The 22,073-nt window shown below is 66.7% G+C and carries 21 protein-coding genes; 9 read left to right on the plus strand and 12 right to left on the minus strand.

What is annotated here, in order from left to right:
- From BBJ41_RS19545 to BBJ41_RS19575, 7 genes are all read right to left on the minus strand, one after another.
- Positions 1-1,143 carry a transporter substrate-binding domain-containing protein gene (locus tag BBJ41_RS19545; RefSeq protein WP_069748003.1) on the minus strand — a complete coding sequence of 381 codons (1,143 nt, stop codon included), beginning with the start codon at positions 1,141-1,143 and terminating at the stop codon, positions 1-3.
- A 32-nt stretch (positions 1,144-1,175) separates the two neighbouring features.
- Positions 1,176-2,732, minus strand: a complete 1,557-nt coding sequence (locus tag BBJ41_RS19550; RefSeq protein ID WP_069748004.1) for a vWA domain-containing protein — start codon at positions 2,730-2,732, stop codon at positions 1,176-1,178.
- Positions 2,729-3,562 (minus strand): CbbQ/NirQ/NorQ/GpvN family protein, encoded by an 834-nt coding sequence (locus BBJ41_RS19555; protein WP_069748005.1) that lies wholly within the window; start codon positions 3,560-3,562, stop codon positions 2,729-2,731. The genes BBJ41_RS19550 and BBJ41_RS19555 overlap by 4 nt, the downstream gene beginning before the upstream one ends.
- Positions 3,562-4,044 (minus strand): AmiS/UreI family transporter, encoded by a 483-nt coding sequence (locus BBJ41_RS19560; protein WP_069748006.1) that lies wholly within the window; start codon positions 4,042-4,044, stop codon positions 3,562-3,564. Before BBJ41_RS19560 ends, BBJ41_RS19555 begins: the two co-directional genes overlap by 1 nt.
- Before the next feature lie 70 nt (positions 4,045-4,114).
- Positions 4,115-5,152, minus strand: a complete 1,038-nt coding sequence (locus BBJ41_RS19565) for an aliphatic amidase (RefSeq protein ID WP_011355442.1) — start codon at positions 5,150-5,152, stop codon at positions 4,115-4,117.
- A gap of 54 nt (positions 5,153-5,206) precedes the next feature.
- Positions 5,207-6,427 carry an ISL3 family transposase gene (locus BBJ41_RS19570; RefSeq protein ID WP_069745024.1) on the minus strand — a complete coding sequence of 407 codons (1,221 nt, stop codon included), beginning with the start codon at positions 6,425-6,427 and terminating at the stop codon, positions 5,207-5,209.
- A gap of 527 nt (positions 6,428-6,954) precedes the next feature.
- Positions 6,955-8,370 carry a TolC family protein gene (locus BBJ41_RS19575; protein ID WP_069750266.1) on the minus strand — a complete coding sequence of 472 codons (1,416 nt, stop codon included), beginning with the start codon at positions 8,368-8,370 and terminating at the stop codon, positions 6,955-6,957.
- 278 nt (positions 8,371-8,648) lie between these two features.
- Here BBJ41_RS19575 and BBJ41_RS19580 point away from each other — a divergent pair, with 278 nt between their 5' ends.
- The 7 genes from BBJ41_RS19580 to ppk2 all read left to right on the plus strand — a co-directional run bounded on the left by BBJ41_RS19580 (position 8,649) and on the right by ppk2 (position 16,258).
- On the plus strand, positions 8,649-8,825 hold the full coding sequence (locus tag BBJ41_RS19580) for a hypothetical protein (protein ID WP_006479216.1): 177 nt from the start codon (positions 8,649-8,651) through the stop codon (positions 8,823-8,825).
- 223 nt (positions 8,826-9,048) lie between these two features.
- Positions 9,049-9,234 carry a hypothetical protein gene (locus tag BBJ41_RS19585; RefSeq protein ID WP_031396799.1) on the plus strand — a complete coding sequence of 62 codons (186 nt, stop codon included), beginning with the start codon at positions 9,049-9,051 and terminating at the stop codon, positions 9,232-9,234.
- A 132-nt stretch (positions 9,235-9,366) separates the two neighbouring features.
- Positions 9,367-11,487: a peptidase domain-containing ABC transporter gene (locus BBJ41_RS19590; RefSeq protein ID WP_069748007.1), complete on the plus strand. Its 2,121-nt coding sequence runs from the start codon at positions 9,367-9,369 to the stop codon at positions 11,485-11,487.
- Entirely contained in the window at positions 11,484-12,488 is a 1,005-nt protein-coding gene (locus BBJ41_RS19595) for a lysophospholipid acyltransferase family protein (RefSeq protein WP_069750267.1), read from the plus strand. The genes BBJ41_RS19590 and BBJ41_RS19595 overlap by 4 nt, the downstream gene beginning before the upstream one ends.
- 12 nt (positions 12,489-12,500) lie before the next feature.
- Complete coding sequence (locus BBJ41_RS19600) at positions 12,501-13,796, plus strand: HlyD family secretion protein (RefSeq protein ID WP_069748008.1); 1,296 nt, start codon at positions 12,501-12,503, stop codon at positions 13,794-13,796.
- A gap of 4 nt (positions 13,797-13,800) precedes the next feature.
- Positions 13,801-15,180, plus strand: coding sequence for an OmpW/AlkL family protein (locus BBJ41_RS19605; RefSeq protein ID WP_069748009.1), 1,380 nt, complete (start codon positions 13,801-13,803; stop codon positions 15,178-15,180).
- 127 nt (positions 15,181-15,307) lie between these two features.
- Complete coding sequence (gene ppk2 / locus BBJ41_RS19610; RefSeq protein WP_069748010.1) at positions 15,308-16,258, plus strand: polyphosphate kinase 2; 951 nt, start codon at positions 15,308-15,310, stop codon at positions 16,256-16,258.
- Between the two features lie 36 nt (positions 16,259-16,294).
- Here ppk2 and BBJ41_RS19615 read toward each other — a convergent pair whose 3' ends face one another.
- The 4 genes from BBJ41_RS19615 to BBJ41_RS40500 form a co-directional block, all read right to left on the minus strand.
- Positions 16,295-16,585: an H-NS histone family protein gene (locus tag BBJ41_RS19615; RefSeq protein ID WP_069748011.1), complete on the minus strand. Its 291-nt coding sequence runs from the start codon at positions 16,583-16,585 to the stop codon at positions 16,295-16,297.
- Between the two features lie 269 nt (positions 16,586-16,854).
- Positions 16,855-17,454: an IMPACT family protein gene (locus tag BBJ41_RS19620; protein WP_277625459.1), complete on the minus strand. Its 600-nt coding sequence runs from the start codon at positions 17,452-17,454 to the stop codon at positions 16,855-16,857.
- Positions 17,455-17,616: 162 nt separating this feature from the next.
- A complete protein-coding gene (locus tag BBJ41_RS19625) occupies positions 17,617-18,474 on the minus strand; it encodes a LysR family transcriptional regulator (RefSeq protein WP_069748012.1) in 858 nt (285 codons plus the stop codon).
- Complete coding sequence (locus BBJ41_RS40500) at positions 18,471-18,623, minus strand: hypothetical protein (protein WP_156814826.1); 153 nt, start codon at positions 18,621-18,623, stop codon at positions 18,471-18,473. The genes BBJ41_RS19625 and BBJ41_RS40500 overlap by 4 nt, the downstream gene beginning before the upstream one ends.
- Between BBJ41_RS40500 and BBJ41_RS19630 the strand changes: the two genes are divergently transcribed.
- Together BBJ41_RS19630 and BBJ41_RS19635 are read left to right on the plus strand one after the other, a co-directional pair.
- The gene (locus BBJ41_RS19630; protein WP_069748013.1) at positions 18,622-19,200 is read left to right on the plus strand and encodes a DUF4865 family protein; all 579 of its coding nucleotides are present in this window, start codon (positions 18,622-18,624) and stop codon (positions 19,198-19,200) included. The genes BBJ41_RS40500 and BBJ41_RS19630 overlap by 2 nt on opposite strands.
- On the plus strand, positions 19,197-19,391 hold the full coding sequence (locus tag BBJ41_RS19635) for a hypothetical protein (protein WP_156814827.1): 195 nt from the start codon (positions 19,197-19,199) through the stop codon (positions 19,389-19,391). The genes BBJ41_RS19630 and BBJ41_RS19635 overlap by 4 nt, the downstream gene beginning before the upstream one ends.
- 136 nt (positions 19,392-19,527) lie before the next feature.
- Here the strand turns inward: BBJ41_RS19635 and BBJ41_RS19640 are convergent, their stop codons facing one another.
- Positions 19,528-21,729 (minus strand): glycoside hydrolase family 3 C-terminal domain-containing protein, encoded by a 2,202-nt coding sequence (locus BBJ41_RS19640; RefSeq protein WP_069750269.1) that lies wholly within the window; start codon positions 21,727-21,729, stop codon positions 19,528-19,530.
- Positions 21,730-22,073 lie beyond the last annotated feature (344 nt).

Here is a 22,073-nt window from a genome sequence, read left to right on the forward strand (position 1 = left end):
TTACGCCTTCAGTTCGTCGGGCGTGTGCACGCGATCGCCGAGCGAGTGCGTGACGAGATACGGATCGGGATGCACGCGCCGCGTCGCTTCGCGCACGATCGTGAAATTGCCGTCGGCGGTCGCGCAGCCGATGCGCGGATAGAGGCACGTGTGCTGCGTGAGGCGGTCGATTTTCACGCGGCCTTGCGGCGCATCGAATTCCGCATCCGCGAGATGCTCGACGAGCCGGTCGCGCTGGTCCGTGCCCGCCCGTGCGAGCGCATTGGCGAACAGGTGGACCTGGAAATACGCGGCTTCCCACGGCGCGGACGCGCTCGCGTCGTCGCCGAAGCGCGCCTTGAGCTGCGCGATGCAGCGGCGGTTCACGTCCGAATCGATGGTCTGGAAATAGGGCGACGACGTGTAGTGGCCGGCCGCTGCCGCACCCATCTGGCCCAGCTCGATCTCGGACGTCGTCAGGCTCGCGATCGGCATCTTGCGCGCATCAAGGCCGGCTTGCGCATAGGCGCGGTAGAACGCGGCGGTGCTGTCGCCGACGAGTGTGCTGAACACGAAATCGGGCGCCTTCGCGCGAATATCCTCGACGACCGCCGCGAAATCCTGCTCGGACGCGACGAGCGGCATGTACACCTCGCCGAGGATCTGGCCTTCCGGATGCTGCGTGACGAGGTCGATCATGATGCGGTTCGACTCGTACGGGTAGATGTAGTCGGACCCGACGAGGTACACGCGCGGGCCGAACTGCGCGGTCATGAACGCGGCGAGCTGCACGCTGTTCTGGTTCGGCGCGGCGCCCGTATAGATCACGTTCGGCGAGAACTCGAAGCCTTCGTAGAGCGTCGGGTAGAACAGCAGCTTGTCCCACTTCTCGACGATCGGAATCAGCGCCTTGCGGCTGCTCGACATGTACGCGCCGAACAGCACGTTCACGCGTTCGGTCGCGATCAGCTCCTCGGCAAGCCGCGCGTAGACGGCCGGGTCCGAACACGCGTCGCGCACGACGGGCACGATCTCGCAGCCGTTGGCGCCGCCCGCTTCGTTGATCTCGGCGATCGCCTGCAGCGTGCCGCGCAACTGGCTTTGGCCGAGGTGCGACGTGCATCCGCTCTGCGAGAACAATACGCCAACCTTCACACTGTTCATTCCGTCTGTCCTGTTTCTTCCGGGTAGGGCCGTCAGGCGGTCAGGCGCCCGGCCGCGTGCGCGACGACGGCGGGCAAGGCGTCGCCGTTCGCCGCGTGAACGCAGCCCGGGCCGACGCCGAGTATTGTAGACAACCCGGGCGGCGCGCCGAACGAAAGACCGGCGATCGAGACGCCGCGCTGCCGGCCGCCGCGCGCCGCATGGCGCGCATCTTCGACGAGGTAACGCGGGTCGAACACGTCGATGTCGGCGGCTTCGCCGTCGCCGATCATCAGCACGGCGGCCCGCGTGCTCGCCGCTTCGCGGCGCAGCAGCGCGAGCGCATGACGCAATGCCGCGCCCGTGCGCGTGCTCATCCCGGCATCGGCCGCGAGCAGCGCCGCGCGGCGGCCGGCGTCGAACGCCTCGCCGAAATCCTTGAAGCGCGCGTAGTACACGCGATGCCGGCCGTCCGACGTGTAGCCGTGCACGGCCCAGCGGCGCCGCTGCCGGTCGAACAGGTCGCCGAGCACGAATGCGGCGCGTTTTTCGAGCGCGGCGACGTGCGCGGCCGTCGACGCCGACAGGTCGAGCAGGATCAGCACCGGCCCGCGCGCATCGTGCGGCACGCGGCGGCGGAACACGCGCGGGTCGGGCGCATGCCCGGCGCGCCGCGCGATGCGCGCGGCGACCGCCGCATCGACGTCGAGCGCATCGCCGTCGAGCTGGCGGCCAACGCGGCGCAGCAGCTCCGATGCGCGTGCGGCCGGCATCCGCTTCGCTGCGCGCCGGTCGGCGTCGATCAGCGCGGCCAGCGACGGCGGCGGCGCCGACGTGGCGGGTGCGCGTTCGACGATCGTCGTCCAGTCGCGGCGTTCGCGCTGCGTGTGGCAATTCCACTCGGGATAGCGCGGCGCATCCGGCGCGGGCGGCGGCTCGTCGTCGTGGTCGTCGCCGTGGCCGCCGGTCGCGGCCGACATCTCGATGCCTTCATGGCCCGCGCGTTCGGCGGCGGCAGCCGGCTGTGCCCACAGCCACGAGTTGTCGTCGCGGTAACGCAGCCATGCGCCGTCGTCGGGTTCGAAGCGCACGCGCATCTGGCCGAGATCGTTCGCGAGCCGCGATGCGATCGTGCGAAACGCGCGATAGTCGTCGAGCGCGTCGCGTTTTTCGTCGAACAGTTGCATGCCCTTGTCGACCCACGGATTGCCGTCGCGATAGGACGGATCGAACAGCGCCTTCGCCAGCCGTGCGCACAGGCAGCCGAACGTGAGTCCTTCGCGCTCGATCGGCGCGAACGCCGGCGCCCAGAAGGTCGCGAGCCCCGGCCATTCGCGGGCGAGCAGCGCTTCGACGCGCGCATCCTCGATCAGGCCGGCGACGGCGGTGCCGATCGGCGTCAGCGTGTCGACCGGCTCGCCGGACGGCGAATGCAGCCAGTGCGCGAGCGCGTGCGCGGCCGCCGCGATGCGTGCGCCGGGCGACAGCGCGCGCGGCACGCGCAACGCGGCGTGGCCGAGCGTCGCGCGCAGCGCCGCATCGTCGAGCCGCACGTCGGTCTCGTGCGCGGTCATCCCGTGCAGGAAACGGGCCAGTTGCAGCGCGCTCATGTCGCGAAATGCGCGGCGGCCATCGCCTGCAACGCGGCGCGCGTGTCGGCATCGTCGGTGGCCGCGTCGCTGATCGCGATCCGGCAGGCGTCGAGCGGCGCGAGCCCCGCGACGATCAGCCGGGCCGCGTGCACGAGCAGGCGCGTCGACGCGCCTTCGTCGAGCCCGTTGCCGACCAGCGCGCGCGTGCGCTGCGCGAGATCGACGAGCCGGCGCGCGGTTTCGCGATCGGCACCGCTTTCGCGTACGACGACGTCGGCTTCGTGCGCGGCATCGGGATAACCGAAGTCGATCGCGACGAAGCGCTGCCGCGTCGACGGCTTCAGCCGCCGGTGCTCGCCGTGATAGCCGGGGTTGTACGAGATCACCAGATGGAAATCCGGATGCGCGTGCACGACTTCGCCGAGCCGGTCGAGCGGCAGCACGCGCCGCGAATCGGTCAGCGGATGGATCACGACCGTCGCGTCGGGGCGCGCCTCGACGATCTCGTCGAGATAGCAGATCGCGCCGTGCCGCGCGGCGAGCGTGAGCGGGCCGTCGGCCCAGTAGGTGCCGTCGGCGTCGAGCAGGTGCCGGCCCGTCAGGTCGGCGGCGGACGTGTCGTCGTTGCACGCGACCTGGATCAGCGGCAGGCCCATGCGCCACGCCATGTATTCGACGAAGCGCGTCTTGCCGCAGCCGGTCGGCCCTTTCAGCAGGACCGGCAGGTGATGGCGGCAGGCCGTCTCGAACCAGTCGGCTTCGGCGCCGGCCGGCTGGTAGAACGGGGCGTCGGCGATGCGGTGTCCGGCGAGCGGATCGACGGCAAGCGGCGTATCGCGTGCGCTCATCACCACCTCCCCGTCATCATCAGCATGCCGGGCAGCCAGCAGGTGCCGACGCCGATCGCGATCGTGTAGCCGGGCAGGAAGCGCACGCGCCGCTTCAGCCCGAGCGCGACGAAGAACAGGAACCACAGGCTCGACCACAGCAGCCACATCGTGCCGAAACGAACGTCGTGCGACGTGCCCGCATAGACGAGCGCGCTGATCGCGACGAACAGGCAGTACCAGCCGAGGCCCGCGCCTTGCAGCCCGCGCCACTGGACGGCGGCCAGATACAGGTACGTGAACGCGAACAGCAGGCCGCCCGCGCTGGAAAAGTACTGCGGCGGCGCGGATGCCCGCACGAGGCCGGCGAGATTGATCAGCAGCGCGAGCAGCCCGACGAGCAGGTTCAGGCCGGCTGCGTCGCGCGGCTCGATGCGGCCGGTGAGTGCGACGCCGTTGACGACCAGCACTGCGCCGATGAAGAAGAGAGCGACACCGAGCATGATGAAAGCTCCAGAGTGAGACGGAGCCGTTCGCGCACGCGGCGCGAACGGCCGGGGCAAGGCGGCGTGCTCAGCGATGCGCGGGCGCTTCGGACGGGATGCCCTCGATCGGGCATTCGGGCGTGCCGGGTGTCGCGCGCGTGAGACGTTCGACGGCCTGGCGCGTGCCGTCCGGGTCGTTCACCCAGTTCGCGTAGAACTCGAACGGGCATTGCGCGACGCCGTTCGGCGATTCGCCGGAACCGATCTTGCCCGTGTAGCCGCGATGCAGCAGCTTGTACAGGTGGTTCTGCGACTGCATGTTGCGTCGCGCGTCGCGGATCAGGCTCACCGACAGCTCCGCATACTGCACGCCGTTTTCCTCCTCGCCGCATTCGCCGAGCGTGCGGCCGTCGAAGCCGACGATCGCCGAGTGGCCGAAATACGAATACACGCCGTCGAACCCGGACGCATTCGCGACCGCGACGTAGCAGTTGTTCATGAACGCCATCGCCTTCGACACGAGCACCTGCTGGTCCTTCGCCGGGTACATGTAGCCCTGGCAGCGCACGACGAGCTCGGCGCCGCGCATCGCGCAGTCGCGCCAGATCTCGGGGTAGTTGCCGTCGTCGCAGATGATCAGGCTGATCTTGAGCCCCTTCGGCCCTTCGGCGACGTACGTGCAGTCGCCCGGATACCAGCCTTCGACCGGCACCCACGGCATGATCTTGCGGTACTTCTGCACGATTTCGCCCTGGTTGTTGATCAGAACGAGCGTGTTGTACGGCGCCTTGTTCGGGTGCTCCTCGTGGCGCTCGCCGGTCAGCGAGAACACGCCCCACACGTTCGCCTTGCGGCATGCGGCCGCGAAGATGTCGGTTTCCTCGCCGGGGATCGTCGATGCCGTGTCGTACATCTCCTTCGCGTCGTACATGATCCCGTGCGTCGAGTACTCGGGAAACACGATGAGGTCCATGCCGGGCAGGCCGCGCTTGATGCCGACCACGCGCTCGGCGATTTCGCGGGCATTCGCGATCACGTCGGCACGCGTGTGCAGACGCGGCATCTTGTACTGGACGACGGCGACGCCGACGGCGTCGTTGCTGCTGGAAATATCGCCATGACGCATGGTGTGCTCCTGGTTCGGGTGAAGACGTGCGTTTTCGAAAGGCAAAAAAAAGGTTCATCGCGGAATTCCGGGGAAGGCGGCGCGGATTTTGAGGAAGAAGTATTCCTCGTCGCGGTACCCGTATGCCCTGCGTTTGATGACCTTGATGGTGTTGTTGATGCCTTCGACGACGCTGGTATTGAGCGGATGGCGGCAGCGGGCGAGGATTCCGTGCCAGTAACCCTGCAGACGCTGCGCAAACAGTTGCAGCGCGGCAATCCCGCTTTGCCGAGCTTGCTCGATCCATTGCTCCCAAGCTTTTTGCGCCCAAGCTGGCTTCCGGTAGAACCACAGCCGCTTGAGTTCGTCGCGTAGCACGTAGACGCACAGCAACGGCTGATTGGCGGCCAGCAGTTCCTTCAGATGCACGGCCTGTTCCTGCTTCAGGTTGCGGCGGTTGCGCAGCAGCAGCCAACGACTGGACTTCAGAACCTTCCGGGCCGGCCGGTCGTGGCGCAACTGATTGGCCTGATCCACGCGCACCCGATCGATGACTTCGCGCCCGTACTTGGCGACGACGTGGAACAAGTCGTAGACCACCTCGGCCTGCGGACACTGCGCCTTGATCTCCAGCTCGTAGGCCGTGGTCATGTCGATCGCAACCGCTTCGATGCGCTCGGCGACGCCCGCGGGAAGCTGTTCGAAGAAGGCTCGGGCCGTTTCGCGCGAGCGTCCCGCCCCAATCCAGAGCACTTGCCGGCCGATCGGATCGACCACCACCGTGGCGTAGCGATGGCCTTTATGGAGCGCGAACTCGTCCATCGCCAGATAGCGGATGGTCGACCAGTCCGGCTCGGCCACGCGTGCCCGCAGGCGCATCTTGTCGATTGATTTGACCGTATGCCAGCCCAGGTCGTAGAAGGCGGCTACCGCCTGCACGCTGGCCGCTTGCAGCAGCTTCTCGCAGGCCTTGGCGAATCGCTCCGTCACCCGCTGGTAGCGGCCCAGCCAGCCAAGCTTCTCCAGCCTCGGCCCGCCGCAGCGTTCGCACCAGACCCGGCGGCGGGGCACGTGCAACACCACCCGGTACTCGAACAACGGCAGATCGCGCACGCGCCGCACCGTCGTTTCATGAATCTGCTGGCAACGCGCTCCGCATTGCTCGCAGTACATGACCTTGCTGACCGGTTTCAAGTACAGCGACAGCGTGCGGCTTTCGCCCTCCGGCCACTCCACCCGCTCCAGCCGATAGCCTGTCCAGCAACCCAGTGCCTGAAGTGTCTTGCGATCGAGCAATTCTTCCTCCTGACCTCCATAAAGTCAGGCATCAGGTTACGCAATCGCCCTCCAAGGCTCCACGGTTTCCCGCGATGAACCAAAAAAAAGCCCTTGCCTCGACGAGCGAGGCAAGGGCTTCTTTGCCGGTCCGTTCATCCGACAACGCTGTCGGATAACGGGGAATGCGGATGGGCGGCCGGATGCTTGGCCGGCGAAGCGCGGGCTATCGGGCTCGCGCTGCGCACGATCGTGGGACGTCTTTGTCCGCCGGATCGATGGGATGCACTCTATGCAAAGATTTTTTTTGACGCAACATCGCGTATACCCCTGCACGTTGCGCCGGCGGCGCGGCCGGGCGGCGTGCGTTCAGGCACATGCGTTGCGTCGCGCAATCGGGCAGGGTCGGACGCGGGTTTGCCGGAAACGGCGGCGCGATATCGCGGCGAGCCGGCGCGATGAAACGATCGCGCCGGCGCACCGGCATCGCCGTACAAGGTTGCATGCGCAACCACAATCCGGCATGCGCGATGCGCGACGGTCCGCACTCAGCTCCGGTCGTTCGCCGCGTTGCTTTCGAGGAAGCTGTCTACCGCGATCAGCGACTGCTCGTCGAGCGTGCCGAGCACGCTTTTCAGCTTCAATTGCAGCTTCAGCGCATCGAGATAGCTGTCGAACAGCTTCTGCCGGATGCCCGAGATATCGCGCCGCAGGTTCAGCGTTTCGTACGTCGTGCTGTAGCCGACCTGATGCGCCTTCATCGACGAGTCGTACGCGAGCCGTGCGGCCTGCAACGACTGCTGCAACGCGCGGATGCGCTTGCCGACCGATTCGAGCGCGGACAGCGCCTCGCGATGATCGGTGCCGAGTTGTTCCTCGACTTCGCGCAGCCGGTTGCGGTATTGCTCGGTCACGTGTTCGGCTTCCACCTGCCGGTAGTACACGCTACCGCCGGAGAAGATCGGGATCGTCACCTGTACGCCGAACGCGCTTTGATGGAAGTCGGAGCGATCGGTCAGCCCGCGCAGGTTCGGATTGAGCCCGCGCGAATACGATGCGAACAGGTCGACGGTCGGCAGGTGCTCGGCGCCGACGCGTTTCGCGGCGAGCCGCGCGACCTGGACGTCGCGATACGCCTGCCGGTATGCGGGGTTGTCCTGCGGCGCGTACTCGCCGGACGGAATGCGCGGTGACGACCCGCGCATCGCGAGCCGCGGCCAGCGCGAGAAATCGATCGTCGAACCGAGCAGCGTTTCGTAGCGCGCGCGGCGCGCGTCGACATCGGTTTGCGCGAGCGCTTCGTCGGATTGCGCGAGACTGCGGCGCGCCTCGATCTCCGCCGTGTCGCCGATCGTCTTCATCCCGAGCTGCGCCATGCGCCGCGTATCGCTTTCGAGGCGCGTGAGCGCGCTCACTTCGTCGTCGGCCGACTGCAGCTTCTCGCGCGCGCTCAGCAGATCGAAGCACGCGTTCGCGACGCGCAGGATCAGGTCCTGCTTCGCGACTTCGAGCTTCTGCTTCGACGATTCCTCGTACTCGGTCGCGCGCCGCATGTCGTACAGGTAGGGCACGTTGAACAGCGCCTGCGTGATCTGTGCGGAACCGTACGCGGCATTGCTCGAGCCGCTGACGTCGATGCCGAACAGGTTCGCGTGCGTGCCGTAGCGCCCCCATTCGAGCTGCGCGGCGGCCTGCGGCAGCATCTGCGCGCGCGCCTCGGGAAATTTCTGGCGGGCCGCATTGTATTCGCTGCGCGCCTGCAGGTAGCGCGGATCGTGCACGACCGCGTACTGGTAGGCGGTGTCGAGGCAGAACGCATGCGCGTTCGCAGCCGCACCAGTCACTGTTACAGCGAATAATGTAATGGTCGCAAGTCGGGGATTCCACCTAGTCGAAAATCTTGATAGGGAATTACCCGCATTCCGCGTTGCCGACCCGCGATTCGCGCGCCTCGTTTCAAACATGGCCGTCTCCGTCTCCTGCCCGTGCCGCAACGCATTGCGGCGGGATTAAAACGTTTTGGAAATTGAATTCAAACAGCGTGAATGCCCGCTAGCCGCGGCGCATCGGAAAACTCGCCTGTAAGAGTGTGTCCTCCATTGAATTCCGATGCGCCCGCATGATAGCCTGATTTCGGCTCGTAATCGCAGTGATTATTAGATTAACAAGTCGCTCGGGATTAAAAGCCGTTTGTCTTTCAATGAAGGTTCTTTGCATCATCTTTATTTTTTACGAGGAGAGAATGATGAAGGTCATGACGACGGAACAGGTCAGGAATGTGCATGGCGGCGGTGCGATCAGCTCGCTGGGTAGCCTCGCTGTTGACGCCGCGCCGGTGGTGACCGCGCTCGGCCAGTTCCTGCCGAGCCTCGGCAATTACCTGCAGAACCCGAAGACGTTCAATAACACCGGCAAGTAACCGCCGTGCGCGGGGAGGCGCCCCCCGCGCGAAATGCTGCGAAACAGAAGTAAAAGAACGATCGCCGCAGTGAAATAAAAGCGAATCCGGAATGCATTATTTCCGGGTCGGGCGATTATCAGGAGACGGGAATGCCGAATTATCCCCGTAATAAAGCAAACGGCCATTGATTTCGAGATTGGCTGACGGCTGAAGGCGTTCCGACGATATAAAGGCCACAAAAATGCGAGACATCACGGAAGAACAGGCCCGCCAGATTCGCGGCGGCGCGTCGCTTTACTCCAATTCGGCCGCCTATACGGTCGATCTCGTCAATCAGTCGATCGGGTCCACGCTGCAGGGCCTGATGACCCAGTACCAGACCCGCGCCGTCGAACAGTTCCGGATGTCGCTCGGCTCGTCGCGCTGAGCGGCCGCCAACACCGATCTTTCGTCGCGGCCGGCAGTGCTCCGGCCGCGCCCATGCGTATCGCGCACGACCCGCCACGGGCCTGCACCGGCAGGCCCGGGCGGCGCGTCGTTGCGCCCCGGGTGCCTGACCATGCTCTTCAATACGCGTAAAGTCCGTCCGGTCCTGCAGGACGAAGTGACGGAGTGCGGCCTGGCCTGTCTCGCGATGATCGCGTCGTGGCACGGGCGCGAAACGACGCTGCGCACGCTGCGCAACCGCTATCCGGTCCGGATCGATTCGGGGCTGTCGTTCTTCGACCTGATGGAGATCTCGAACGATCTCGGCCTGCGCGCGCGCGGGCTGCAGTTCGACGCGGGCGAGCTCGACGCGCTCAAGACGCCGTGCATCCTGCACTGGGGGATGAACCACTATGTCGTGCTGACGAAGGTCGGCTACGGCAGCGTGCACATCGTCGACCCCGCGCTCGGCGAGACGAAGCTGCCGCTCGCGCAGGCGCTCACGCACATCACCGGCTACGCACTCGAACTGAATCCGGACATCGGCTTCACCCGTGCGGGGCCGGCCGACCGGATCCGGCTGCGCGACTACCTCGAAGGGCTGACGGGCATCCGCAAGAGCCTTGCAATCGGGATCGCGGGCGGCGTGGCCGCGCAGCTCCTGCTGCTGCTCGGCCCGTCGTACGTGCAGTTGACGATCGACGAGGCGCTGAAGAAAACCGACGTCGACATCCTGTACCTGCTGACGATCCTGTTCGCGATCGTGTTCCTGTTCGACACGCTGTACGCGAACCTCGTCGGCAACATCAAGAGCTACCTGCGCAACATCGTGTCGCAGCAGTTGTCGGCGAACATGGTCGGGCACCTCGCGCGGCTGCCGATCGGTTATTTCCTGTTTCACAACACCGGCGATTCGATCTCGCGCGTGTCGTCGGTGTCGGAGGTCGGGCGGTTTCTCGTCGACGGGCTGGTCGGCGGGCTGCTCAATATCGTCACCTGCACGCTGACGCTCGTGCTGATGCTGTACTACAGCCCCGTGCTGGCCGGCATCAGCCTGGCCGGGATGGTGCTGTTCGCGTTGAGCCGGCTCGCGATCCAGCCGCAGCTCCAGGATGCGATGTCGCAGATCCTCACGCGCGGCGCCGAGGCCGATGCGCTGCTGATCGAGAACATCCGCTCCGCGCATTCGATCAAGCTGCTGTCGGCCGAGACCGCGCGCAGCAGCCTGTGGATCAACGCATTCACGCAGAAGCTGCAGGCGATGCGCCAGCAGGAGCGGCTGCAATTGCTGTTCGACGCGGTGTCGAAGGGGATCGTGCACGTCGAGCAGCTCGTGATCGTCACGTACGGCGCGTGGCTCGTGATGCACGGGCAGAGCACGATCGGCGTGATCTACGCGTTCATCCAGTACAAGAACCTGTTCGCCGACAAGTTCATCGATTCGATCCAGCTCTACGTGCGCCGCAAGGTGCTGCAGGTACACATGGACCGGGTCGCCGACGTGCTGCAGACCGAAACCGAGGAACCCGCGCCGGACGCGGTCGTGCGGCCGGTCGACGGCTTCGACGGTGCGCTGTCGATCCGCGCGCTGTCGTACGTGCCGAAGGGCGGCAACCGCCCGATCCTGCGCGACATCGCGCTCGACGTGCCGGCCGGCAGCAAGATCGCGATCGTCGGCCGTACCGGCAGCGGCAAGACGACGCTGCTGAACCTGATCTGCGGGCTCGTGCGGCCCGAGCCGGGCACGCTGTTCGTCGGCGGCGTCGATCTCGCGGAAGTGAATCTGCGGCAGTACCGCAAGCATCTCGCGGCCGTCACGCAGTCCGACCAGCTGTTTCGCGGGACGATCCGCGACAACATCACGAACTTCGCGCCCGCGCCGCGCATCGGCGCGATGTTCGACGCGGCGAAGCTCGCGTGCATCCACGACGAGATCGAACGGCTCGACCATCGCTACGACACGCCGCTCGGCGATACGCAGAAATTCCTGTCGGCCGGCCAGATGCAGCGGCTGCTGATCGCGCGGGCGCTGTATTGCGAGCCGCGCCTGCTGATCCTCGACGAGTTCTCGTCGAACCTCGACCAGGCGACGACGCACGAGATTTGCCGCAACGTGCTGACGCTGCCGTGCACGATCGTGCTCGTCACGCACGACGCGTCGATCCTGTCGATGGTCGACCGGATCTACCGGATGCACGACGGCGTATTGACCGACGCGACCGACGAATGGCGCACGACCGAGGAGGCACGGTGATGCTCGGGCGACTCTTTCTGCTCAATCCGTTCTCGTATGCGTTCCTGGTGCGGCGCGCGGTACGCGCGGTGGCGCTGCGCACGTCGCCCGCGCGCGGGCTGCGGCTGATGCGCTGGTGCTCGGGCGCATGCCTGCGCTGCTTTCCGTGCATTCGCGAGTCGATCGAACGCGCGGTTGCGTACATGCTGAGCGCGCACCTGAACGACGATCCGCGGCGCGTGCGGGAGGTATCGGCCGCGATCGTGCGCGAGCTGTTCGAGGCCGAGTTCGCGGGCCTCAAGCTGCGCACGCACAGCCTCGAATCGATGAAGTCGATGATCGACGGCATGGCATGCGAAGGCGACGCGCAGCTGCGCGAGGCGCTCGCGCGCGGCGGCCCGCTGATGCTCGCGGGGCTGCACTTCGGCAACCTGATGCTGTTCGTCACGAAGCTGCGCTTCATGATTCCCGACGACCGCAAGCTGATGGTGATCCTGCACCGCGACGCGCCCGGCGCGTTCTTCGACGATGCGCTGCGGCTCGTCGCCGAATACGGCGCGGGCGAAGTCGAGTTCATCGACATCGAGGAGCGGGTGCACCTGCGGCGGCTGATCACCAGCCTGCGGCGCGAGGCGCCCGTGTTCCTGCTGTTTTCCGACCTGCACGGCAAGTTCGGCAAGACCAACCGCTGCCGGCTCGGCGGGCGCTGGGTGCGGATGGCCGGCGGCGGCGTGAAGCTCGCGGTCGAGCAGGGCATTCCGCTGCTCGTGGCGTATGCAACGGGCGTGCCGTTTCGCGATCGCTGCGCGGTGCATTTCACCGAGCTCGCGGCCAGCCCGCTCGCGCCGATGCTCGGCGCGGACGACGATACCTCGCCCGTGCGCGCCACGCACCAGCGCATCGTCGACCGTCTCGAGCAGGCGCTCGTGCGCCAGCCCGAGCAATGGCACTTCTGGGAACACTTCACGCCTTACCTGATGCCGACGCCGCTGCTCGATGCGGCCGCGCGGCGTCGCTCCTGACGAGCCCGCCCCATGCCGACCTGGAACTCCGCCCTCCGAGAACAGAAGCCGTCGCGCAAGCTCGCGCGCGGTACGACCTTCGGCACCGTGATCCACGGCGTCGTCGACGTGCCGGTGTCGATGCGGTTCTTCTGCTACCTGTCGCTGGCGATGTTCGCGATGTTCGTGACCGCGCTCGTCGAACTGAGCTATGCGAATACCGAAAGCGTGTCGGGGATGCTGACGCCGCGCTCGGGGCTGATCGGCGTCGGCGCGCCGCCGGGCTGGGCCGTGCGCGAGGTGTTCGTCGGCAAGGATCAGCAGGTGAAGGCCGGGCAGCGGCTGATGGCGGTGACGCGCGACACGAGCTTCGTCAGCCAGGCGAACAACGTGCAGGGCATGCGCGCGGCGCTCGACCGGCAGCGCGTCGAGGTCACGCAGCAGATCGACGCGGCGCGGCTCGAATACCGGTCGTCGGTGCAGCAGATCAACCAGCAGATCGCCGCGCAGGGCGAGAGCCGCGGGCTGATCGACCGGCAGATCCAGGACCAGAAGCGCATCGTCGACGAGTACGGCGAACGGCGCGCGCGCGTGAAGCAACTGCTCGACGAACAGGTCGTGACGCTCGAACAGTACAACCAGGTCAACACGCAATACCTGCAGGCCGGGCAGGCATACCAGGACCTGCTGCTGCGCCGCGCCGAACTCGCGAAGAACGCGATGAAGCTGCGCGGCGACCTCGACACGATGCAGAGCAAGTACGACGGCGCGAACGCGGAACTGAAGATCAAGCAGGAGGAGCTGAACGCGAAGGAATACAACATCGACGAGAACGTGAACCAGGTGCTGTACGCGCCGGCCGATGGGCAGATCGTGCGGCTCGACGTCGTGCAGGGCGGCGTGATCGACCCGCCCGGCACGCGCGTGGTCGAGATCCTGCCCGCGAAGGCCGACGGGCTGATCGCCGAGGTCTACATTCCGTCGTCGAAGGCCGGTTTCGTGAAGAAAGGCCAGGAAGTGAAGGTTGCGTACGCAAGTTATCCGGTCGAGAAGTTCGGGACGTATCGCGGCAAGGTGCTGTCGATCTCGCCCGTTGCGTTCTCGGCGAAGGAGCTGAACCTGCCGGGCGACACGGCCGCGCCGCAGACCTACTTCAAGACCTGGGTCGAGCTGGCCGACCGCACGCCGGCGTTCGAAGGGCGGCCGCTGTCGCTGCGGACCGGGATGATGCTGAAGGCCGACATCGTGCTCGAACGGCGCAGCCTGCTCGAATGGCTGTTCGAGCCGTTGTACCGGATCCGCCAGCGCCTGTTCGGCGTGCCGGCCTGAGCCGATGACGCGCCGCGACGAATGCCGCCGCGCGCGGCCCGGCTCCGTGCGCCCGCTGTCGCGCTGGCTCGGCGCGACGCTGTTCGCGTGTGCGGCAGCCGCGCACGGCGCGCCGCAGCCGGACGGCGACGCGGGAGCGCGCTGGCAGGCCGGCGCCGACGGGATCGGCTTCTGGCCGGGCGGCGACGCGGACGGGTTCGATGCAGGCGCATGGGCGACCGATGCGGGGCCGGCTCGCGGCCAGCGCAGCGCGCCTCTCGACGTGCCGCAGCCCGACGTGCCGCTGACGGCGCGCAAGATCACGCTTGGACAGCGCGCCAACGGGGCGGGGCGCGCATGCGACGCGTCGCGCGACGACGGCGCGGACGGCATCGGCTTCGACGACAACGGCACAGCCGGCTGCGATCCTGCCACTGCGCGCGATGCGCGCGGCGACGCACCGGCGAGCGGTGTCGTCCACGCCGACCGGATGCCGTACGAGTTGCACCCGGTCGATCCGTCGCGGCTGCCCGATCTGCCGGCGGCCCAGGCGCCGCCGTTGCTCGAGCAACTGATGGGCGACGATCGCAACATGGTCGGACTCGGCTGGCACTTCGTCGCGACGACCGGCCGATCGACGCCCGTCACGACGCACACCGACGCGCTCGGGCTGAACAGTTTCCAGAACCAGGGTTCGAGCCTGTCGCTCGACAATACGAACACGCTGGCGTTCACGTTCACGCATTTTTTCTCGGAGAACTGGGCGGCCGAACTGGGCGGCGGCATTCCGCCGGTGCTGACGCTGCGTGGGAACGGCAGCATCGCGCTGCCGCTCGACCGCATCTTTTCCGGCGTGCAGGGGCGCCTGCCGCTGATCGATCTCGCGAACACGCAGAGCAACCCGCTCGCGACCACGCGCGCCTGGCTCGGGTCCGTCGTGTTCAAGTATTACCTCGGCGAGCGTGACGATCGTTTCCGTCCGTTCGCGGGCCTCGGCATCAGCTATACGCGCTTCACGAACACGAACCTGAACCCCGTGTTCCAGCGCAAGCTCGCGTCGCTCGGCGGACTGCTCGCGGCAGGCGCGGACATCGGCAGCCTGCAGTCGCTGCTGCTCGATCCGGCATTGTTCCAGCGGATCTGGGACGCCGGCGGCGACCTGCTGCTATCGGGGAAGACCAACGTGTCGGCCAAGGTGAAGAGCGTCTGGGAGCCGGTGTTCACCGTCGGCGCGAGCTACCAGATCACGCGCCAGCTCTGGATCACCGGGATGGTCACCTACATCCCGTTGCGTACGAAGATTACGCTGGACATCGACCAGCCGAACCGGCAGCTCGCCTCGAATACGTTCGACATTTCGGCGAATCCCGTGCTGGCCAGCGTGCTGCTTGCGTTCCGCTTCTGACGCCGGCGCGCGTTCGCCGGCCGGTTATTGACGTGAACCGACCCCAAGCCGGAGGTTTTCATCATTTTGACGCGCGACACTGGGATAATGCGACAGTTTGCCTGCGTCAATGATGGAAGGAGGCCCCATGGGCGACAACGATACCCGCACCGAGACCGACAACCACACCGATACGACGTCGATGGAGACGCGCCAGCGCCGTTTCGAAGAAGATCTCGTCGACGCGTACGACGAGGAGCTCGAGATGGAGCTCGACGACCGCCGCTTCGACGACGGCGAGGACCTGCTGTTCTCGCCGGAGCGTCGCGAGGCGCGCAAGGCGTATTTCCGCGAACTGTTCCGGCTGCAGGGCGAGCTCGTGAAGCTGCAGGACTGGGTCGTGACCACCGGGCACCGGCTCGTCGTGATTTTCGAAGGGCGCGACGCGGCCGGCAAGGGCGGCGTGATCAAGCGCATCACGCAGCGCCTGAACCCGCGTGTCTGCCGGGTCGCTGCGTTGCCCGCGCCGAACAACCGCGAGCGCACGCAATGGTACTTCCAGCGCTATGTCGCGCATCTGCCGGCCGGCGGCGAGATCGTGCTGTTCGACCGCAGCTGGTACAACCGCGCGGGCGTCGAGCGCGTGATGAATTTCTGTACCGACGACGAGTACGAGGAGTTTTTCCGGTCGGTGCCCGAGTTCGAGAAGATGCTCGTGCGCAGCGGGATCCAGATCGTCAAGTACTGGTTCTCGATCACCGATCACGAGCAGGAGGTGCGCTTCCAGAGCCGGATCGAAGATCCGCTGAAGCAGTGGAAGCTGAGCCCGATGGACCTCGAAAGCCGCCGCCGCTGGGAAGCCTATACGGCCGCGAAGGAAGAGATGCTGCAGCGGACGCATATTCCCGAGGCGCCGTGGTGGGTCGTGCAGGCGGTCGACAAGAAACGCGCGCGGCTGAACTGCATCCACCACCTGCTGGGCCAGGTGCCGTATCACGATGTGCCGCGTCCGACGATCGATCTGCCGCAACGCGAGCATCACGAGGATTACCTGCGCCGGCCGGTGCCGGACACCATGATCGTGCCGGATGTTTATTGAGTGACTGGAAGGGCGCGCCGTGCAATGCGGCGCGCGTTACTCGCGGATCAGGAAGGCGGCCCGGTCGCGGCCGGCAATCCAGGCGGGGGCGCGGCCGCGCCCGCTCCACGTCGCACCCGTTACCGGATCGCGATATTTGACGCCGACGGTGAACAGCTTCGCGCGATCGCTGTAACCCTGCCCGAAGATTTCCCGCGCGGTCAGCGCATAGCCCGTGACGAGTTCGCGCACCTGCGCGAGTACCGCATTGCGTTCGCGGCGCCGTGCCGCGTTGATACGCATATCGAGTTCCGCAAGTTCGGCTTGGAGTTTTTTTACTTGCTGCATGCGTCCGTTATCCCATGGCTGAGTTTTGATTATTGGCGACGCCTGACGCATGTCACGTCGGCACGCGTGGCCATGCGTGCCGCCCGGGCCGAGGGTGCCTCTCGTGCACCCTGTCATGGGCTGTCGGGAAAACGTGGATGGAGCGAGTCGCCGGGAACCCGGTGAGATTAAGATCTGGTACGCAGTTTTTCTATCGGACGTATTCGATTTTTCGGCTGGACTTCGAGGAAGTCCTGACGGCGAGGCGCGTGCGGCGGCGCGTTTCTTCGTTACAGGTCCGGAAACCCCGACCGTCCCTGCGTCAGGTCGAACAACTCGATTCGCGCATTCGCGTCGGCGGTTTCCGGCAGCTTGATCACGAGTTTCACCGTCATCCCGTACGCGCTGTCCACCAGTTCATACCCGGCTTGTTCGATCCAGCGGCGCACGCGTGCCTCCTCGGGATAGCCGATCTCGATCGCGAGCCGCGTGTGGCGGATGCGTTCGACGCGTTCGGCATCGAGCAGCGCCGACGCGATCGCATCCGTGTACGCGCGCACCAGCCCGCCCGCGCCGAGCTTCACGCCGCCGTAGTAACGCACGACCGCGCCGAGCACGCCGTCGAGGTCGTGATGGCGCAGCACTTCGAGGATCGGCCGGCCCGCGGTGCCCGACGGCTCGCCGTCGTCCGACATGCCCGACTGGCCGCCTGCCAGCAGCGCCCAGCAGACGTGGGTGGCCGCGGGATGCTCGTCGCGCAGGCGTTGCAGCGCCTGCATCGCGGCGTCGCGGTCGTCGACGGGGAGCGCGTACGCGATGAAGCGGCTCTTGCGGATCTCGATTTCGGTCGTACGGGGAGCGGATAGGGTGTAAGTCACGTTGATCGTCATGGGCAAGCGCGATCGATGCAATCGCTTGCCCGTATTCCGGGTGTTGTCTGTATCCGCCGCGGCGGATGCGCGGCGCGTGTCGAAGCATACCGCGCCGCGCCGGAAGGGCGGCGAAACGTCTCGCGAAGGGGGCTGCGTTCAGCCTCCGGCGCACGTGCCGATTCACCGCATGCCGACCGACGACCGCAGCGCCGCGCCCAGTGTGCGCAGCGCCTGCCGGGCGCGCGCATCGGTCAGGCCCGAGTAGAGCACCACGTCGCGCGTCGGCAATGGCGGCAGCCCGTATCGCGCGCTCACGTCGGCCGTACCGGCTGGCGCCACGCGATGCCCGAGCGCCGCGACGGCCAGCCCCGCCGACACCGCTGCGCCGATCGTCGCCACTCCACCGCCGACAAAGACTTCCGTCCATGCGATACCGGCTTCGTTCAGCGCATCGACCGCCATGCGGCGCACGCTGCAAGGCTCGGCCTGCGTCGCGAGCCGCAGCGGATGCGGCGGATGGTATTCGAAATCGGCGGCGGCCATCCAGCCGAACGACTCGGACAGGATGGTTTCGCCATCCAGCCGCCGGCTGTCGTGCTGCAGCGCGACGGCCGCGTCGAGCTGGCCCCGGTCGAATGCGTCGAGCACGTCGCGCGATGCTGCGACCCGTATCTCCAGCACGAGCCCGGGCTCCGCGTCGTTCATGCGCCGCAGCAGCATCGGGAGATCCGCGCCGACGACATGGTGGCTGACGCCGATCACCAGCCGCCGCTGGCCGGTGCCGAACGCGCCGACCGCACCCTGGTGGGCGGCCACCAGCTCGCGCGCCGGCTCCAGGAACGCGGTGCCGTCCGCCGACAGGCGCACCTGCCGCGGCGTGCGCTCCAGCAGACGGCGGCCGAGCCCGTCTTCCAGCCGCTTGATTTTCAGGCTCACCGCCGACTGCGTGGTGTCCATCGCCTCGGCGGCGCGCGTGAAGCTCTTGAGGTCGGCGGTCAGCACGAACGCCTGCACGGCTTCGATATCGAGCGTTTTCATCGCACACTCATCCATTTCGAATTTGAATCATTGAAATATTCTGCCATCGTCTTTTCAAATGATTCAAGGTCTTCTACGCTGTTATCCAGTCGCCCGGACATCCGGAATCCCGTCCGATCCGCCAGTTTCTTTCGCCAGGAGTCGATCATGCTGACCGCGTACTACGTGCACCGCCTGCCGGCGGATTACGACCTCGACATCATTCGCCATCGCGTCCGCGAGCGCGGCAGGCTTTGGGACGACACGCCCGATCTGCTGTTCAAGGGATTCCTGCTGCGCGAGGCCGGCCGCTACGGCGCGACGGAAAACGCTTATGCGTCGTTTTATCTGTGGCGCAACGAGCAGGCGTTCGCGGCGTTCGTGACGGACGGCCGTTATCGGGTCGTGACGGACAGCTTCGGACGCGCGCCGATCGACGTCCGGGTCGCGCTCGATGCGCGCAAGGGGCGCGCGTCGACGGCACGTTTCGTTCGTCTGGAGGAAGTCGACATTCCGGCGGATGCCGATCTCGATGCGGCGATCGCGCAGGAGGTCGCGCGCAATCGCGAAGTCGCGGCGCAGCCGGATGTCGTCGCCGCCGCCGTCAGCGTCGATCCGTTGCGCTGGCGACTGACGCGGGTACGCGTATCGGAGCACGAGCCGGCCGATGGCGGCGCGGGCACGGTGTACCAGGTGCTGCATCTGGCCCGGCCGTTGCTCGATACGCTGGAAGCGGGCGGCGCATGATGGCCGGCTTCGCATCGCGTGCCCGGGCCCGGCCGGTCGCGCGCGGCCGATGGCCCGGCAGGGCGGCGGGCGACGTACCGCCGGTGCGCTTGCCTCCCGGCCTGGCGGTTGCCGCGCATCTGGCGGGCGTGGCGGCGGGGATCGTCGCCATCGCCGCGCTGACGACGCTGCTGGCGCTGATGCTCCGGTAAAGAGGATCGTGCGCGGGCAGGCAAGCGCCGCATTTGCGGCAGCACAAGGCACGCGAGATGCGATGCGCGCGCCGTCACTGGACCGGAAGCGCAGCCCACGACACGCGCTGCGCTTCCGGTTGCTTCACGCCGTCACTCAGTTCCCCTGCAACCGGATATCGCGCGACGACGCCCCGACATACACCGTCCCGCCCGGCACAATCCGCCAGCCGTTGCGCGACGTATCCCACACGCTCTGCATCCGCGGCGACACGGTGACACGAACGTGCCGCGCTTCACCCGGATTCAGCCGGATCTTCTCCCAGCCGACCAGCCGCTTCGGCGGTTCGTCCTTGTACGGCACGCCGAGATAGACCTGCGGCGTTTCCGCGCCGGCGACGCGCCCGTCGTTGCGCACGGTGAACGCGACGCTCAACGAACCGTCCCATTGCCGCGACACCGACAGCCCCGAATACGCGAAGTGCGTGTACGACAGCCCGTAGCCGAATTCGAACATCGGCTTGATGTTGCGCGCGTCATACCAGCGATAGCCCATGTTCAGCTTTTCCGCGTAGACGGGATCGTTCTCGAACGCACCGTTTTGCCCCCAGGTCGGCGAATCCTGGTCGCGGGCAGGGAACGTGACGGGCAGCTTGCCGGACGGATTGACCGCGCCGAACAGCACGTTCGCGATTGCCTTGCCGCCGGCTTCGCCCGGGTACCACGCTTCGACGATCGCGGATACCTGATCCTTCCACGGCATCAGCACCGGGTTGCCGCTCTGGACGACGACGATCGTGTGCGGATTCGCGCGCGCGACGGCTTCGACGAGCGCATCCTGGTTCGACGGGTTCGCGAGGCTCAGGCTCTGCAGGTCGCCGAAATCCTCGCCGGCCGGCTGCGCGACCACGACGATCGCGACGTCCGAGCGGCCCGCGAGCGCCGCGGCCTGGTCGATTTCCTGCTGCGTGTAGGCGCGGAACGGCGACTGCTGGTCGCTGTTGCCCGCATACGTGACCTGCGCGGCCGGCGCGAGCGCACGGATTGCCGCGACGATCGGCACGTCGACCTTCAGCCACGGGTTGCGCCACCAGCTGCAGCCCGTCGACGCGCCGAACGTCAGGCCGCCGCAGCCCGCGAACGAACCCGTCACCGGGTCGCGCGTGTTGCCCGAGCCGCCGCCGGACAGCACGGCCGCATCGGCATGGCCGCCGATCACCGCGATGCGCGACAGCGCCGACGCGGCAAGCGGCAACTGGTTGGCGTCGTTCTTCAGGAGCACGATCGATTGCTCGGAGGCCGCCTGCGCGAACCGGTTCGCGGCCGCGAAATCGATCGTGCCGCCGCCCTTGGCCGGGTCGTCCATCACGCCGACGCGAATCATCACGGCCAGCTTGCGGCGCACCATGTCGTCGAGGCGTGCGGTCGACACCGAGCCGTTCGCGATCGCCTGCTTCACGGCGGCCGGCGTCAGGTACACGGTCGGCCCGACGTCCTCTTCCTCGTCGAGCCCGGCGTTGATCGCGGCGGCGGTGCTGTGCGTCGCGCCCCAGTCGGATTGCACTTGGCCCTGGAAGCCCCATTCGTTCTTCAGCACGTCGTTCAGCAGGTGAGTGTTCTCGCACGCATACGCGCCGTTCAGGCGGTTGTAGCTGCACATCACGCTGCCCGGCCGGCCGCGCTTCGCGGCGATCTCGAACGGCAGCAGGTACAGCTCGCGCAGCGTGCGTTCGTCGATCTGCGTATTGCCGCCCATCCGGCCGTGTTCCTGTTCGTTGCCGGCGTAGTGCTTGATCGTCGCGATGACTTTCTGCCGCTGCGTGGCGAGCGTGCGTTCCGCGAGCAGGTCGCCCGCGAGCAGCGGATCTTCGCCGAGATACTCGAACAGGCGGCCGCCGCGCGGTTCGCGCGCGAGGTTGGTGCCGCCGCCGAGACCCATGCCGAATCCTTGCGCGCGCAACTGAATCGCGACCTGCTTGCCGTAGTCGTACGACAGGCGGCGATCCCAGCTCGCGGCGACGGCGATCGTCGCGGGGAACGTCGTGCTGGCCTGCGACGTGCTGCCGGAACCGGTCGCCGAGTCGACCATGTTGAGATCGGGAATGCCGAGGCGCGGTACGCCCTGGATGTAGCCGCCGCCGCCGCCCGGCACTTTCGACATTTCGTACTGGGAATGAATGAGTTGAAGTTTCTCGTCGAGCGTCATCTTGCGCACGAGCAGGTCGGCGCGCCGTTGCGCGGCCGCCGACGCGAACGCATCGGTGGCGTCGCCTTGCGCGTTGAAATCGGCATTGGCCGCGTAGGCGCTGGTGCAGAGGGTCGCTGCCAGCACGACGGCCGGCCAGAGTGTGTCCCGCATGTTGCTCTCCATGATCGTATTGCCGGTTGTTCGAATGATGTCTGGAGCTGCGCGCGTCCCGTGGATTCGCACCGGACGCATTCGGCTGGCGATGCAGGGTGGTTGCGCGTCGGCATGCCAGGCCAGGCGGGGAATCGATACGGCCGGTTGGGCTCGACCGGCAAATGTGGGCGGCGACGCACAGGCCGCCCGACGCTGCCGAATCGGATGTAGCGATTCTCTGCAGCGACTAATGGTATGAATGTAGTTTGACTACAGCATCGGTGTTTCTACCGATACGTACGATCTTTATTTGGCAGGGGCGCGCGATGTGGTGAAAAGACGGTCATCGTTCCCGATTCGAG

The organism is Burkholderia stabilis, from assembly GCF_001742165.1.
Taxonomy (GTDB): domain Bacteria; phylum Pseudomonadota; class Gammaproteobacteria; order Burkholderiales; family Burkholderiaceae; genus Burkholderia; species Burkholderia stabilis.